The following is a 14,223-nucleotide window of genomic DNA, read 5'->3' as shown; positions in this document are numbered from 1 at the left end:
TACTTTAAATAAAATAAAAATTCTATAACTAATTATAAACTTTTTTTACATTTTCAATTTTACTACTCATATTAAGCAATGCCATATCAGCTATTACTAATGCCATCATTGATTCCGCAACAACACTACCTCTAATTGCTACACAAGGATCATGTCTTCCTTTTAGTTCACATTCTACTTCATTATCATTGATATCTATTGTTTCTTGTTTTAAGAAGATTGAAGGTGTTGGTTTAAAATAAACTTTTATATTTATTTCATCACCATTAGAAATTCCACCAAGAATTCCTCCACTATGATTTGTCTTAAATCCTGAACTTCTTATCTCATCATTGTTATCTAGCCCTTTTTCATGAACAGACTCAACTCCATCTCCAATCTCTACAGCTTTTACTGCATTAATACTCATCATTGCATTTGCTATTTGAGAATCAAGTTTAAAATATAGAGGTTCACCTAGTCCTATTGGACAATTTTTTACATTTACAAGTGCAACTCCACCAACAGAGTTATGATCACTTTTTGCATTTAAAATAGCTTCTTTTTGGAAGTCTTCTTTATCTTTATCAAGAGTGAAAATTTCAGATGTTTTTGCAAAGTCAAAATCAGTTTTAGAACCTTTTATTCCATCAATTTCACAAATACCACTTTGAATTTCTATATTAAGTTCATTTAGCATTAATTTTGCAATAGCACCCGCTGCAACTCTTGCCGCAGTTTCTCTAGCAGAGCTTCTTCCTCCACCTCTATAATCTCTAACACCATATTTATTAAAGTATGTAAAGTCAGCATGTCCAGGTCTAAACAGATCTTTTACATTTGTATAATCTTTACTTTTTTGATTTTCATTGAAAATTACCATTGAAATTGGTGTTCCTGTAGAAACACCTTCAAATATTCCTGAAAGAATTTCAACTTTGTCTCCCTCTTTTCTAGCTGTTGCATAGGCATTTTGCCCAGGTTTTCTTCTATTCATCTCTTCTTGAATAAAATCTTCATCAATTTTTATTCCTGCTGGAACTCCATCAACTATACAACCTAAAGCTTTCCCATGGCTTTCTCCAAAAGTTGTAAATTTAAATCTTTGACCAAAGCTATTCATCTATTTTTTCCCTTTTAATATATCAATCGCTATTTTTGCTACAGCTTGTTGTGCTAACTTTTTACTTTTTCCAATAGCTTTTCCGTATGTTTCCCCATCAATCCAAATTGATACTTCAAACTCTTTTTTATGATCTGGTCCATATGAACCCTCTATTTTATATTCTGGAATAGTTCCAAATTCTGCTTGCGTAATCTCTTGTAGAGCAGTTTTATAATCACTAAACAATACATCTAAATTTATTTTATCGTAAGATGTTTCTAAAAGATTCAATATAATTGGTTTTAAAATTTCAAGTCCAGACTCTAAATATATTGCTCCCATAATTGCTTCAAATGCATCTGAAAGAATAGAAGCTTTACTTCGTCCTTTATTTCTTTCTTCAGCGTTTGAAATAAAAATATAATCACCTAACTTTATTTCATTTGCAAGTTTTGTAAAACCAGTTTCATTTACTAACGATGCCCTTATTTTTGATAAGTCACCTTCATTTGAATCAGGGAATATTTTAAATAAATACTCTCCTACAATTAGGTTTAAAACAGCATCTCCTAGAAACTCTAATCTTTCGTTGTTATAAGGTTTCTTATAACTTTTATGCGTAAGTGCTTCGATTATCAGATCTTTATTTTTAAACTGATAATCCAAACACTTTTCTAGTTTTGTATAATCATTCATTATTGTTCTCCTTTTAAGTTCTCAGCTTCAGTTCGTGCAAGTATATCACATCTTTCATTATGTGTATGTCCCGCATGTCCCTTTACCCAAGTAGCGTTAATTTTATGTTTTTTTGAAACTTCGACATACTCTTGCCAAAGTTCGACATTTTTAACTGGTTTTTTTGTTGATGTTTTCCAGTTATTCTTAATCCATGAGTTTAACCACTCATTTATACCTTTAACCACATAAGTTGAATCAGAAGTAATATTAACAATACAAGGTTCTTTTAAAGCTTTAAGGCCTTCTATAACACCTCTTAATTCCATTTTATTATTTGTTGTATTTTCTTCTGGTCCAGATAGTTCTTTTTCTTTTCCTTTGTATTCTAGAATTGTTCCCCAACCGCCAGGTCCTGGATTTCCCAATGATGAACCATCACTGTAGAGATTGATTTCTTTCAACTAAGTCCTTTACTAGATGGTGTTTAACATCAAATGTTAATATATTATGACAATGTGGACATCTTGTGTCAAACATTGGATGTATATGTTTACAAGAGCTACAAATAAATTCAAAATCAATTGTTGCAGGTATCTTATGCTCATGATTATTTAAAGACATTAATATATCGAAGGCAAAATCATCACTATGATCTAATGTTTTTAAATATCCTTTTGCATTGTATAGTTCATTTAAAAAAATATTTTTTGATACTTTTTCAAAATCTATATCATCAAAATTTAGATACCACATAATATCTACAAGTTTTTTGAAATCAAATTCGTTTACATGTTCCCAAAAAAAATCTTTGTTGAATTGTAAATAAAACTGCGCTATTAATCTTTGTATAAGTGGGTCTTCTTTAAATATCTCATAAAGTTTTTGACTTTTCTTTTCATAAGATTCTAGAGGGTCATTTATAATAGTAAGTGTTTTCATGAAAAGTTTATCTTTTTTTGTTTCAATTCCAATTTCATCTAAACAATCTATAATATCACTCGCATTTTTATACTCTTTTAGTTTTTCATTTATAATAAGTAGATGCTTTAATGCTTTTGTATTTCTAGGAGAAAATTTTAAAATTCTTAAAAATATTTCCCTTGATCTTTGCATGAAACCACCTTTAAAATAAGTAGTTCCTAAAAGCTCTAATAACTCTTCTTTTTTAACTCTATCTGTTACATGTTCTAGCAAAGTAAGATATACAGAAATTGCTTTATTGTAATTTCCTTTATGTACAAAAGTCGAAGCTAAAAGTATTATAGAATCAAATGGAAGATTGTAAGTTTTATACAAATGAACATAATCTTCTTCTTTTAATTTACCTATTTCAAATCTTCTTAATAGTTTTCTATAATCTCTTCTTGCACGTCTTTCTTTATAGACACTAAAAGAGTAAGTAATAAATGAAATAAAAAAAATAAGAGCGAAAAATACAATAATACCAAACAATGGGTCTCTGTATTCTAAGACTAAACTATCCAAAAAATAACCTTCATGTGTAATTAAGAAAATAATATATCATAAAAGGACATACAAAATAATAAATTTTTTGATATAATCCCAAAATGATTACAAAAGACTCAATAGAAAATCTTAAAAACCATCTTGATGTTGTAGATGTTGTTTCACAATTTATTGAATTAAAGAAAAGTGGTGCAAATTTTAAAGCATGTTGTCCTTTTCATGGAGAAGATACTCCTTCTTTTGTAGTAAGCCCTGCCAAACAAATATATCATTGTTTTGGATGTGGAGTAGGTGGAGATTCTATTAAGTTTGTTATGGAATATGAAAAACTTTCTTATCCAGAAACTTTAGAAAAACTAGCTTCCATGCATAATGTAACTTTAGAATATGATAATAACAATAATCAAAAAAAACAAGATGTAAAAGTATTAGAAGAAGTAAATAAATATTATCAAAAGCTTTTTGTAAATAATAATACTGCAAAAGAGTATATAAAAAGCAGAGGTATTTCAGAATTTTCTATAGAGAAGTTTGAAATTGGATATGCGCCAGTCTCAGGTGATACAATTAATTTTTTAAAAAACAATTATTATAATTTAGCAGATGCAAAAGAGCTAGGAATAATTGATACTGGTACTAATGGTTTATATTCTAGATTTATAGAAAGAATTACTTTTCCTATTTATTCTTTAAGTAGTAAAATTGTCGGCTTTGGTGGAAGAACTATTACAGGACACAACGCAAAGTATGTCAATTCGCCACAAACAAAAATATTTAATAAATCAAAACTTCTTTATGGTTATAATTTAGCAAAAGAGAATATATATAAAAAAAATAGAATTATAGTAACTGAAGGTTATTTAGATGTAATTATGCTTCATCAATCAGGTTTTAATACAGCAGTTGCAACATTGGGTACGGCTTTAACTAAAGAACATTTACCTCTTTTAAGACGAGGTGAACCAAAAGTAATAGTTGCATATGATGGAGACAAAGCTGGTTTAAATGCGGCATTTAAAGCTTCTGTGATGTTATCACAAGGTGAATTTGAAGGTGGAGTTGTTATCTTTGGTGAAGGTAAAGATCCAGCTGATATGGTAAATGATGGTAAAGTAGAAGAACTTAATAATACTTTTGCAAATCCTACAGCTTTTATTTCTTATGCAATAGATTATATAATTGCTAAATATGATATAAATAATCCAAGTCAAAAACAAAAGGCACTTATAGAAGCTAATGATTATCTAAAATCTTTAGGAATGATTTATCAAGATGAATATAAGAGATATTTAGCACAAAGATTAAATATTAGAGAAAATCTTGTTAAAGTAAGTACTGATATTGTAAGACCAACACAAGTAAATCTTACCAAAATTGATATTGCTGAACTTTGTATTATAAAAGCAATTTTAGAAAAACCGCAAAGATTAGATTCTGTGCTAGATATTATTGATGCTTCTATGTTTGAACATCATAAAAATGAATTTGAACTTTTACTTACTGACATAAATCATCAAAGCTTTAATGGAATACTTTTAAATGATAGATTAGAGGTTTATGATGATGAAAGATTAAATCAAGAACTATTAGTATTATTATTGAAATTTTATACAAATAAGTTAAGAAGTGTTCAATACAATCAAAATTTAGAGTTTAGAGAAAAAGCAAATTTATTACGAAAAGTAAAAGATAATATCTATCAATTAAAATTAGGTAAATTAGTAAGTTACAATTTATAATTTATTGAAATACTATTTTATTTTTTGTAAAATCTAAAAAATTAAAAGAGGAAAATATATGGAAATCATTGAATCAAGTAATGCACCAGCTGCAATAGGACCTTACTCACAAGCTGTAAAAGCAAATGGATTAATTTATACTTCTGGTCAAATACCTTTAACTCCAGCTGGAGAATTAGTTGAAAGAGATATTAAGAAACAAACTAGACAGGTTTTAGAAAATTTAAAAAATCTACTTGAAGATGCACAAAGTTCTATGGATAAAGTTATAAAAGTTACAATTTTTTTAGAAAATATGGATGATTTTGGTGTAGTAAATGTATTATATGCAGAAGCCTTTGGAGACCATAAACCAGTACGTAGTACAGTAGCGGTTAGAACTTTACCTAAAAATGTTTTAGTGGAAATGGATGCAATTGCATTACCATACGATTATTGCTAAAAAATTAATGTTTAGTTTCGCTTAAAGAAAGTTTAAACTAAACTTAGATAATATTTCGTCCCGTTAAAAGAAAAAGTTAATAAAAGATTGATAAATTAGAGGAATGAAATATGTACGCAATTATTAAGTGTGGTGGTAAACAGTACAAAGTAACTGAGGGTGATATCTTAGATATTGATTATACTGGAAAAGCTGCTAAAGAAACTCTTGAAATTACTGATGTTTTAGCTGTAAATGATGGTGAGCTAAAAACTGGTGATGCTGTTTCTGCTGTTAAAGTAGAAGCTGAGGTTGTTTTAGATGGAACTGGTGTAAATAGAGATAAGAAAGTTATCATTTACAAAAAAAGAAGAAGAAAAGATTCTAAGTTAAAAAGAGGTTTCAGAAAAAGCTTCACTAAAATTAGAATTACTAAAATAGCAGCATAAGGAGCACGGAATGGCACATAAGAAAGGTCAAGGATCAACTCAGAATAATAGAGATTCAGCTGGTAGAAGATTAGGTGTTAAAAAATTTGGTGGTGAAGTAGTTAGAGCTGGTAATATCATTATCAGACAAAGAGGTACTAAAGTTCACGTTGGTGAAAATGTAGGTATTGGAAAAGATCACACTATTTTTGCACTAATTGATGGTGTAGTTAAATTTGAAGTAAAAGATAAAAATAGAAAAAAAGTATCAGTTTACGCTTCGTAAATTTTAATTTAATTAAATTTCTCAAAGGGTGTAGTGCTTTTGCCTACACCCTTTTTTTGTTAGTTACTAATAATGAAATTTCAAAATAGATATTTGATTATTGATAACTATAGGCTTTCTCACAGAGAGAACAAGTTCAGGCTTCTTTTAGGTGGAATTTATTTCTAATGATCTTCATAGCGTAGTCTTGTGACAAACGAAGTGAAGGCAAAAAAGAAGAAACAGGTGTATTAGTCCCTTTTTAACGGGACATTAAAAAGGGAGATAATAGTGTTTGTAGATAGTGTTAGTTTTACTGTATCGTCAGGAAAAGGTGGACAAGGTTGTGCATCATTTAGAAGAGAAAAGTTCGTTGTAAAAGGTGGACCTGATGGTGGAGATGGTGGAAAAGGTGGAGATGTTTACTTTTTAGTAGATAACAATACTGATACGCTATCGTCTCTTAAAGGTCGTTCAGTTATAAAAGCTGACAATGGAAGACAAGGTGAAGGTAGAACTAAAACTGGAAAATCTGCACAACCATTAATAATTGTTGTACCTCCAGGTACTCAGATTATTGATGATGAGACAGGAGATATCTTATTAGATTTATTAGAAGAAGGTCAAAAAGAGTTATTTCTTGAAGGTGGAAAAGGTGGATTAGGTAATGTTCATTTTAAAAACTCAAGAAATCAAAGACCTACATATTTTCAACCAGGATTACCAGGACAAAGTAGAAAAATAAGATTAGAGCTTAAACTTATTGCTGATGTTGGCCTTGTTGGTTATCCAAATGTAGGAAAATCTACTCTTATTTCAACAACATCAAATGCTGCACCTGAAATTGCAAATTATGAATTTACTACTTTAACTCCTAAACTTGGAGTAGTTGAAGTAGGGGATTATAATTCTTTTGTAATGGCAGATATTCCTGGAATTATTGATGGTGCTAGTGATGGTAAAGGTTTAGGTTTAGAGTTTTTAAAACATATTGAAAGAACAAAAACTTTATTATTTATGATTGATATTGCTAATTATAGAACTACAATTGATCAATATAATGTATTGAAAGAAGAATTGAAAAAGTTTTCTACTGAATTAAGTGGAAGAAATTACGCTATTGCATTAACTAAAACTGATGCGTATTATGGTGAAGATGTTGAAGCTGATATAAAATCTTTTATTAAAGAGATTGGATTAGAACTTAGTGATTCAAATGAATATGGTTTTGATAAATCATTACCTTACTATGTTCAAGATTTAACTTATTCAAGATTTGATGAAAGTAAACCATTTTTTGTTTTACCAGTTTCATCAGTAACACATCTAAATACAAACTCTATTAGATTTGCTTTATATGAATTAATAGGACAAACAAAAAAATGAAACGATTAGTTATAAAAGTTGGAAGTGCCGTTTTAAGAGAAGATAATCTTTTAGCAGTCCAACGACTTAATAATTTAGTTGATTTAATTGCTAAATTAAAATTAGAAAAAAACTTAGAAGTAATTTTAGTATCTTCAGGAGCCGTTGCTGCTGGAAATACAAAGTTAGATTTAGATAGAACTCAAATTTTAAATAGACAAGCTTTAGCTGCTGTGGGACAACCTTTATTAATGAAGCATTATAAAAAAAGGTTCAATGAGTATGGAATATCTTGTGCTCAAATGTTATTAGTAGAAGAAGATTTTGATTCTAGAAAAAGATCTGATAATGCAAAATCAGTTATGGAAATTTTACTTAAAAACAATATTGTACCTATTTTAAATGAAAATGATGTATTAGCAAATGATGAATTACTTTTTGGTGATAATGATCAGTTAGCAGCCCATGCGGCATATTTCTTTGATGCAGATATGTTGGCTATTTTATCTGATGTGGATGGACTTTATGATTCTAATCCTCATGAAAACTCAGATGCAAAGATGAGAAAAATTGTAAATTATATAGATGAATCAGAGTTACAAATGAAACATACTCCAAATTCTGAATTTGCAACAGGTGGAATTGTTACAAAGTTAAAAGCTGCAGATTTCTTAATAAGAAGAGGAAAAATGATGTATCTTTCTTCAGGTTTTGATTTGACAAATGCTTATGATTTTTTAGTTGATGAAAATCATAAAAGTGGAACACTATTTAAAAAATAGTTAAAAAAGAAGTTATAAATAAAAAGTTCCCTTTAAAATGGGACATTTTAAAAGGATAGAAATGTCAAAAAAAATACTTTTTATGGGAACTCCTGATTATGCAACTAAAATATTTGAAGAGATTTTAGAAAGTTGCTATGAAATAGTAGGTCTTTTTACTCAACCAGATAAACCAGTTGGTAGAAAACAAGTAATTACTCCCCCTCATATAAAACAATTTTGTATGGATAATAATTTAGATCTTCCCATTTTTCAACCAGAAAAATTAAGAGGAAATGAAGAAGTTAAAAAACAAATAGAAAATTTAAATCCAGATTTTATTATAGTTGCTGCATATGGTCAAATTTTACCCAAAGAAATTTTAGATATTGCTCCTTGTATTAATCTTCATGCTTCTTTACTTCCAAAATATAGAGGTGCAAGTCCTATTCAAGAAGCACTTTTGAATGATGATGAATATACAGGTGTGACTTCTATGCTTATGGAAGAAGGACTTGACTCTGGAGATATTTTAGGATTACAATATTTAAAAATTACTCCTACAATGGAAGTTGCAGAAGCTTTTTCAAAACTTTCAGATATTGCAGCTAAATTGACAATCACTACTTTGGATAACTTTGATAACATTAAACCTAAAAAACAAAATGAATCAGAAGTTTCTTTTTGTAAAAAAATAAAAAAAGAACATGGTAAAGTAGATTTTACTTCAGCAAAAAATTTATATCTAAAATATAAAGCTTATTCATATTGGCCTGGAGTATTTTTAAACTCAGGTTTAAAATTAAAAAATATTTCATTAATTGACACAATATCAAAAAATAACGAAGGTGAAATACTTGATTTTGATGACCAAGGAGTAATTATTGGATGTTCAAAAGGTAGTCTAAAAGTTTCATTTCTACAAGCTCCTTCTAAAAAATCAGTGAATGCAATTGATTATATTAGAGGACAGAGACTTGTAAAGGGAGAAATTTTAAAATAACTTGTTATAATATACCAAAATTTATTATTAAGTGTGTATATTATGATGAAAAAAGATGATGAATTATGTCATATTTATGACATGAGTTTATTTAATGTAAATGATCTTGATGTACTTCTTCATGAAATACTTAAGCAATCAAGAGAGATATTAAATTCTGAAGCTGGTAGTATTTATATAAATGAAGAAGATGCTCTTTCCTTTAATGTTTTTCAAAATGATGCTATGTCTTATGAAAATATATATAAGCAATTTTATGCTTTAAAAGATTTAAAATTACCACTTAGTGAGCAAGAAAAATATCTAGCTGTCCAATCTTTTACCACAAAAAAAATTATAATTATTGATGACATATATGAAGCTCAAGAATATGACTTTCTTGGTGTAAAAGAGTTTGATGAAAAATTTTGTTATAGAACACGGTCTATAATATCAGCTCCATTAATTCATCCTATAAGTAATAAAACTTTAGGTGTTGTTCAACTTTTAAATAAAAAAGAAAATGATGAAATAGTTACTTATAATACAAAAGATAAACAATTATTATCAATGGTTAGTTCGTTTATATCTCTTTCAATTGCAAATGCACAAGATAATATTGCAAAATTAAAAGAAATAAATAATGAACTTGAAATAGCAAATGAAAAGCTTAAAGTTAGAGTTGAAGAAGAAATTAATGAAAGTGAAAGGAAATCTGCTGTTATTTTTCACCAATCTAAATTAGCCTCTATGGGAGAAATGATTGGAAATATAGCACATCAATGGAGACAGCCGTTAAGTGCAATAAGTACAATTTCTAGCGGACTTAGTTTTAATATTGAACTTGGAAATTATCAAGAAGAGGAAACTATAAGAGGTCTTCGTCAAATTGTAGATACAACGAAACATTTATCTCAAACTATAGATGATTTTAGAGAATTCTATAGATTAGATAAAACAGAAAAGAATTTTGACCTTACAGCAAATGTTTTAAGTAGTATTTCTATTACTGAAGCAGCGCTTTCTGAAAATCATATTCGTCTTATTACCAATTTTAAAGAAGATATAATAGTATATGGCTATGAAAATGAATTAAAACAAGCTACCCTAAATATAATTCAAAATGCAAAAGATGCTTTGTTAGAAAATTTAACTTTAGATGATGATAAATTTATATTTATTGATACAGATATAAAAGACAATATAGTTACTCTAAAAATAAGAGATAATGCATTTGGTATACCAGAAGATATTATGGATAATATTTTTATTCAAAACTTTACAACAAAAGAAGAAAATGGTGGAACGGGAGTTGGTTTATATATGACTAAGGAAATAATTGAAAAACATATGGAAGGTTCTCTTTTTGTTTCAAATGTAAATTATACTTATGAAAATATAAAGTGTAATGGTGCTGAATTTATTTTAAAATTTCAAGCTAAAAGATAATAAAATCCAGTTACCGTAACTAAAGAGACTAATACTCCTAATACTAAAGCATTAATAGCTAATCTTTCATCTAATCCACCCTTAATTGCTAGGACAACTGCCATTGTCATAGGAGGCATTGCTGCTTCTAAAATAGTAGTTTTACTCCATGTATCATCTAAGTTATAAAAAATCTGAAATCCAATAAGAACAATAATAGGAATAATTAACATTTTAATTATAATTGCGGAAGTAACTAATTTTAATTTATAAAATAGATTTTTTAATTCTAATTTCATTCCTATTGCAATCATTGCAATAGGCACTAAGGTTGCTCCAATTGTTTCCATTGTATTCATCATAAAAACTGGAATATCAAATGGTTTAGCTAATACAGTTATAAAGAACATAATAATAGGTGGGAAAAACAATACACTTCTTCCAATTGCTTTAAAGTTTACATGTTGACCGCTTCCCCAATTTATAATTATCATCCCTAAACTTACTAAAAGTAAAAAAGAACCAAATAAATCATAAATAAGTGCATATACAACATAATCTTGTCCATAAAAACTATCAATATAAGAAAAACCAATAAATGAAGTATTTCCAAAAGTTGTAATAATCATAAATGTAGCAAGTGTTTTTTTATCTAGTTTAAATAGTTTACCTGCAAAATATGATAAAAGAAGATTCCCCAGAATAATTGTATTAAACATAAATATAAGCTCTAATGTTTCGTAAGTTAATTCAAGTGGATAAATTTTTGCAAAAACAATTGCAGGAAGAGAAAAATATATTACAAATTCGACAAGTTCTTTTGAGTTATCTTTAAAAAATATTTTAAATAAATATCCAAAAGCTAAATATAATGCGATAGGTAATACTGGGTCTAACATATTCTCTCTTTTTTATAGGATTATATTTAATATATTCTTGTAAAGTTATTATGTATAATTACGAATGAAAATTATTATATTAGATAAAGTTAATTCAACTCACACATATTTAAGAGAGCTTATAAAAAGGGAAGGGTATACTTATCCAACTTGTATAATGACTTCTTTACAGACAGATGGAATTGGAAGTCGTGGAAATTCTTGGCAAGGAAAAGATGGGAATCTGTTTTTTTCTTTTGTTTTTGAAAAAAAAACTCTTCCGAATGATTTACAACTTCAAAGTGCATCAATATATTTTTCTTATATATTAAAAGAAGTTTTAGCTAATAAAGGCTCGAATTTATGGCTTAAATGGCCAAATGATTTTTATATAAAAGATAAAAAAATTGGTGGAACTATTACAACTGCAACTAAAGATTTGATTTATTGTGGCATTGGATTAAATTTAATTGATGTTAGTGAAGACTTTGGTAAATTAGATATAAAAATTGATTCGAAATCAATTTTAGAACTATATTTTGAAACTTTAAAAAAAGAGTCTTCTTGGAAGGAAATTTTTAGTCAGTTTAAGATAGAATTCAATAGAAGTAAAAAATTCAAAGCTACTTTAGATAATAAAAAAGTTTCATTAGAAAATGCACTATTAAATGATGATGGCTCTATAGAAATTGATAATACAAAGGTTTTTAGTTTAAGATGACAGAAGTAATTGCAATAGCAAATCAAAAAGGTGGAGTAGGAAAAACTACAACAGCTGTAAATTTAAGTGCCGCTTTAGCACTAGAAGGGAAAAGAGTATTATTAATTGATGCTGATCCTCAGGCAAATGCAACTACATCATTAGGTTTTCAAAGAGATACTTATGAATATAATATTTACCATGTGATGTTAGGAACAAAAGAATTAAATGAAATTATCTTAGATTCTGAAATTGAAAATTTAAAAGTAGCCCCATCAAATATTGGATTAGTTGGTATAGAAAAAGAATTTTATAAAAATACAAAAGAAAGAGAATTAGTTTTAAAAAGAAAAATTGATCCTGTTAAAAAAGATTATGATTATATTATTATTGATTCACCTCCAGCCTTAGGGCCTATTACAATAAATACATTAAGTGCTTCAAACTCTGTACTTATTCCAATCCAGTGTGAGTTTTTCGCTCTTGAAGGTCTAGCGCAGCTATTAAATACAATTAAATTAGTAAAACAAACAATTAATAGACAATTACAAATTAGAGGTTTTTTACCTACTATGTATAGTTCACAAAATAATTTATCAAAACAAGTATTTGCGGATTTAGCACAACATTTTGAAAACAAATTATTTAAAGTTGATGATAGCTCATATGTTGTAATTCCAAGAAATATTAAATTAGCTGAAAGTCCAAGTTTTGGAAAACCAATTATGTTATATGATGCGTCAGCTATTGGAACAAAAGCTTATACTAATCTAGCACGTGCAATTGCTGGATAAAAAACTCAAATTTATAGGATTTTAATATGGCATTAGGTAGAGGACTTGGAGAACTTTTAGGTGAAGTGGAAACAGCTTACAGCAATTCAAATGCGACTGGAAGTAGTGGTACTATAGATCTAGATGTTAATCAAATTCAACCAAATCCAAATCAACCAAGAAAAATATTTGATGAAGATAAATTAAAAGAGTTATCTGATTCAATTGTAGAACATGGTTTGCTTCAACCAATTACAGTAATTGAAAACGAAAATAATGAGTATGTTTTAATTGCTGGTGAGAGAAGATTAAGAGCTCATAAACTTGCAAATTTAGAGACAATAAAAGCTAATATTGTAGAAATTGAAGATTTTAAATTAAGAGAATTAGCATTAATTGAAAATATTCAAAGAGATGATTTAAATATTGTAGAATTAGCTTACTCTTATGCACAATTAATTAATGAACATAGTATAACTCATGATGAGTTATCAAAAAAAGTTTTTAAAAGTAGAACTTCTATTACAAATACTTTAAGATTATTACAATTAAGTTCTTATGTACAACAAATGCTTGCAAATGATAAAATTTCTGCAGGTCATGGAAAAGTTATGCTTGGCCTATCTGAAGAGGATCAGAAGAAGGTTGCTGATTCTATTGTTGGACAAAAACTGTCAGTAAGAGAGACAGAAGCTCTTGTAAGAGAGTTAAAAACTCCTATTTCTAAAAAAACAGAAAAAACTTCTAAATCAAAAAAAGTTGATTACAATTTTAAACCCTTAGATAATGCTTTAAAAACATTAAAAAATAGTAATTTAAAAGTTAAAGCAGAAAAAAACTATTTCAAGATAGAAATTAACTCTCAAGAGGATATTGAGAAGATTTCTAATTACTTTGGTAACACTTTATAAAATTCTTTTCCAGAAACTCTTCCTTTAATATATTTTTATATATCTTTTAGATAAAATGTATACAGTTTTAGTCAAACTAAACTGTAAAAAATATGGAGGAATGAATGTTAGACATAAGTCCTGTATTATTGCTTAGCTCAGGGGTTATCTTCCTTTTTGTTGTTGCAATCCTTAATAGTCGTTTATTCGTACCACTATTAAAGCACATGGATGACAGATCTGAATCTATCAAAAAAGATTTAGAAAATGCTCAATCAAATAGTGCTGATGTAGATGGTATGTTAGAAGAAGCTAGTCATGTACTTGCTGAAGCTAAAAAAGAAGCAGCTGCTATTAGAGAACA

Annotated in this window: 16 protein-coding genes and 1 pseudogene; 12 read left to right on the top strand and 5 right to left on the bottom strand. The window is 28.0% G+C overall.

Annotated features, from left to right (window positions below; translation table 11 throughout):
• Window positions 1-28: 28 nt before the first annotated feature.
• The 4 genes from aroC to BT997_RS09145 are packed head-to-tail and all read right to left on the bottom strand — an operon-like array spanning window position 29 to window position 3,247.
• Entirely contained in the window at window positions 29-1,102 is a 1,074-nt protein-coding gene (aroC, locus tag BT997_RS09160) for a chorismate synthase (RefSeq protein ID WP_072681448.1), read from the bottom strand.
• A complete protein-coding gene (rnc, locus tag BT997_RS09155; RefSeq protein ID WP_072681446.1) occupies window positions 1,103-1,780 on the bottom strand; it encodes a ribonuclease III in 678 nt (225 codons plus the stop codon).
• Window positions 1,780-2,223, bottom strand: coding sequence for a ribonuclease HI (gene rnhA / locus BT997_RS09150; RefSeq protein WP_072681445.1), 444 nt, complete (start codon window positions 2,221-2,223; stop codon window positions 1,780-1,782). The genes rnc and rnhA overlap by 1 nt, the downstream gene beginning before the upstream one ends.
• Window positions 2,198-3,247, bottom strand: a complete 1,050-nt coding sequence (locus BT997_RS09145) for a lipopolysaccharide assembly protein LapB (RefSeq protein ID WP_072681444.1) — start codon at window positions 3,245-3,247, stop codon at window positions 2,198-2,200. The genes rnhA and BT997_RS09145 overlap by 26 nt, the downstream gene beginning before the upstream one ends.
• A gap of 83 nt (window positions 3,248-3,330) precedes the next feature.
• On the opposite strand from BT997_RS09145, the gene dnaG reads away from it, so the two are divergent.
• The 8 genes from dnaG to BT997_RS09105 all read left to right on the top strand — a co-directional run bounded on the left by dnaG (window position 3,331) and on the right by BT997_RS09105 (window position 10,639).
• A complete protein-coding gene (gene dnaG / locus BT997_RS09140) occupies window positions 3,331-4,968 on the top strand; it encodes a DNA primase (RefSeq protein ID WP_072681442.1) in 1,638 nt (545 codons plus the stop codon).
• Between the two features lie 58 nt (window positions 4,969-5,026).
• Window positions 5,027-5,410 carry a RidA family protein gene (locus tag BT997_RS09135; RefSeq protein ID WP_072681441.1) on the top strand — a complete coding sequence of 128 codons (384 nt, stop codon included), beginning with the start codon at window positions 5,027-5,029 and terminating at the stop codon, window positions 5,408-5,410.
• Between the two features lie 110 nt (window positions 5,411-5,520).
• Window positions 5,521-5,838, top strand: coding sequence for a 50S ribosomal protein L21 (rplU, locus tag BT997_RS09130; protein ID WP_072681439.1), 318 nt, complete (start codon window positions 5,521-5,523; stop codon window positions 5,836-5,838).
• A 10-nt stretch (window positions 5,839-5,848) separates the two neighbouring features.
• Window positions 5,849-6,103: a 50S ribosomal protein L27 gene (gene rpmA / locus BT997_RS09125; protein WP_072681438.1), complete on the top strand. Its 255-nt coding sequence runs from the start codon at window positions 5,849-5,851 to the stop codon at window positions 6,101-6,103.
• 270 nt (window positions 6,104-6,373) lie between these two features.
• Window positions 6,374-7,468, top strand: coding sequence for a GTPase ObgE (gene obgE, locus BT997_RS09120; protein WP_072681436.1), 1,095 nt, complete (start codon window positions 6,374-6,376; stop codon window positions 7,466-7,468).
• The gene (gene proB / locus BT997_RS09115; protein WP_072681435.1) at window positions 7,465-8,229 is read left to right on the top strand and encodes a glutamate 5-kinase; all 765 of its coding nucleotides are present in this window, start codon (window positions 7,465-7,467) and stop codon (window positions 8,227-8,229) included. The genes obgE and proB overlap by 4 nt, the downstream gene beginning before the upstream one ends.
• Window positions 8,230-8,290: 61 nt before the next feature.
• Window positions 8,291-9,211, top strand: a complete 921-nt coding sequence (gene fmt / locus BT997_RS09110; RefSeq protein ID WP_072681433.1) for a methionyl-tRNA formyltransferase — start codon at window positions 8,291-8,293, stop codon at window positions 9,209-9,211.
• 42 nt (window positions 9,212-9,253) lie between these two features.
• A complete protein-coding gene (locus tag BT997_RS09105; RefSeq protein WP_072681431.1) occupies window positions 9,254-10,639 on the top strand; it encodes a GAF domain-containing sensor histidine kinase in 1,386 nt (461 codons plus the stop codon).
• Here the strand turns inward: BT997_RS09105 and BT997_RS09100 are convergent.
• A complete protein-coding gene (locus BT997_RS09100; RefSeq protein WP_072681430.1) occupies window positions 10,624-11,517 on the bottom strand; it encodes an AEC family transporter in 894 nt (297 codons plus the stop codon). The two genes, BT997_RS09105 and BT997_RS09100, sit on opposite strands and share 16 nt — an antisense overlap.
• A gap of 64 nt (window positions 11,518-11,581) precedes the next feature.
• On the opposite strand from BT997_RS09100, the gene BT997_RS09095 reads away from it, so the two are divergent.
• The 4 genes and pseudogenes from BT997_RS09095 to BT997_RS09080 form a co-directional block, all read left to right on the top strand.
• Complete coding sequence (locus BT997_RS09095; protein WP_072681428.1) at window positions 11,582-12,217, top strand: biotin--[acetyl-CoA-carboxylase] ligase; 636 nt, start codon at window positions 11,582-11,584, stop codon at window positions 12,215-12,217.
• Window positions 12,214-12,990 (top strand): ParA family protein, encoded by a 777-nt coding sequence (locus BT997_RS09090; RefSeq protein WP_072681426.1) that lies wholly within the window; start codon window positions 12,214-12,216, stop codon window positions 12,988-12,990. Before BT997_RS09095 ends, BT997_RS09090 begins: the two co-directional genes overlap by 4 nt.
• Window positions 12,991-13,016: 26 nt before the next feature.
• Window positions 13,017-13,880 (top strand): ParB/RepB/Spo0J family partition protein, encoded by an 864-nt coding sequence (locus BT997_RS09085; RefSeq protein WP_072681424.1) that lies wholly within the window; start codon window positions 13,017-13,019, stop codon window positions 13,878-13,880.
• Window positions 13,881-13,984: 104 nt separating this feature from the next.
• Window positions 13,985-14,223 (top strand): annotated as a pseudogene (locus tag BT997_RS09080) (F0F1 ATP synthase subunit B'); the annotation flags it as partial.

It is taken from the genome of Arcobacter sp. LA11, assembly GCF_001895145.1.
Classification (GTDB): Bacteria; Campylobacterota; Campylobacteria; order Campylobacterales; family Arcobacteraceae; genus Halarcobacter.
This window is presented reverse-complemented; position numbering and strand designations above follow the sequence as displayed.

Excerpts from the sequence above, each read along its gene's own strand:
- dnaG (WP_072681442.1), top strand. The coding sequence starts at position 3,331 with ATGATTACAAAAGACTCAATAGAAAATCTTAAAAACCATCTTGATGTT.
- rpmA (WP_072681438.1), top strand. The coding sequence starts at position 5,849 with ATGGCACATAAGAAAGGTCAAGGATCAACTCAGAATAATAGAGATTCA.
- fmt (WP_072681433.1), top strand. The coding sequence starts at position 8,291 with ATGTCAAAAAAAATACTTTTTATGGGAACTCCTGATTATGCAACTAAA.
- aroC (WP_072681448.1), bottom strand. The coding sequence starts at position 1,102 with ATGAATAGCTTTGGTCAAAGATTTAAATTTACAACTTTTGGAGAAAGC.
- BT997_RS09090 (WP_072681426.1), top strand. The coding sequence starts at position 12,214 with ATGACAGAAGTAATTGCAATAGCAAATCAAAAAGGTGGAGTAGGAAAA.
- BT997_RS09105 (WP_072681431.1), top strand. The coding sequence starts at position 9,254 with ATGATGAAAAAAGATGATGAATTATGTCATATTTATGACATGAGTTTA.
- rplU (WP_072681439.1), top strand. The coding sequence starts at position 5,521 with ATGTACGCAATTATTAAGTGTGGTGGTAAACAGTACAAAGTAACTGAG.
- BT997_RS09095 (WP_072681428.1), top strand. The coding sequence starts at position 11,582 with ATGAAAATTATTATATTAGATAAAGTTAATTCAACTCACACATATTTA.
- BT997_RS09135 (WP_072681441.1), top strand. The coding sequence starts at position 5,027 with ATGGAAATCATTGAATCAAGTAATGCACCAGCTGCAATAGGACCTTAC.
- proB (WP_072681435.1), top strand. The coding sequence starts at position 7,465 with ATGAAACGATTAGTTATAAAAGTTGGAAGTGCCGTTTTAAGAGAAGAT.
- BT997_RS09100 (WP_072681430.1), bottom strand. The coding sequence starts at position 11,517 with ATGTTAGACCCAGTATTACCTATCGCATTATATTTAGCTTTTGGATAT.
- BT997_RS09085 (WP_072681424.1), top strand. The coding sequence starts at position 13,017 with ATGGCATTAGGTAGAGGACTTGGAGAACTTTTAGGTGAAGTGGAAACA.
- rnc (WP_072681446.1), bottom strand. The coding sequence starts at position 1,780 with ATGAATGATTATACAAAACTAGAAAAGTGTTTGGATTATCAGTTTAAA.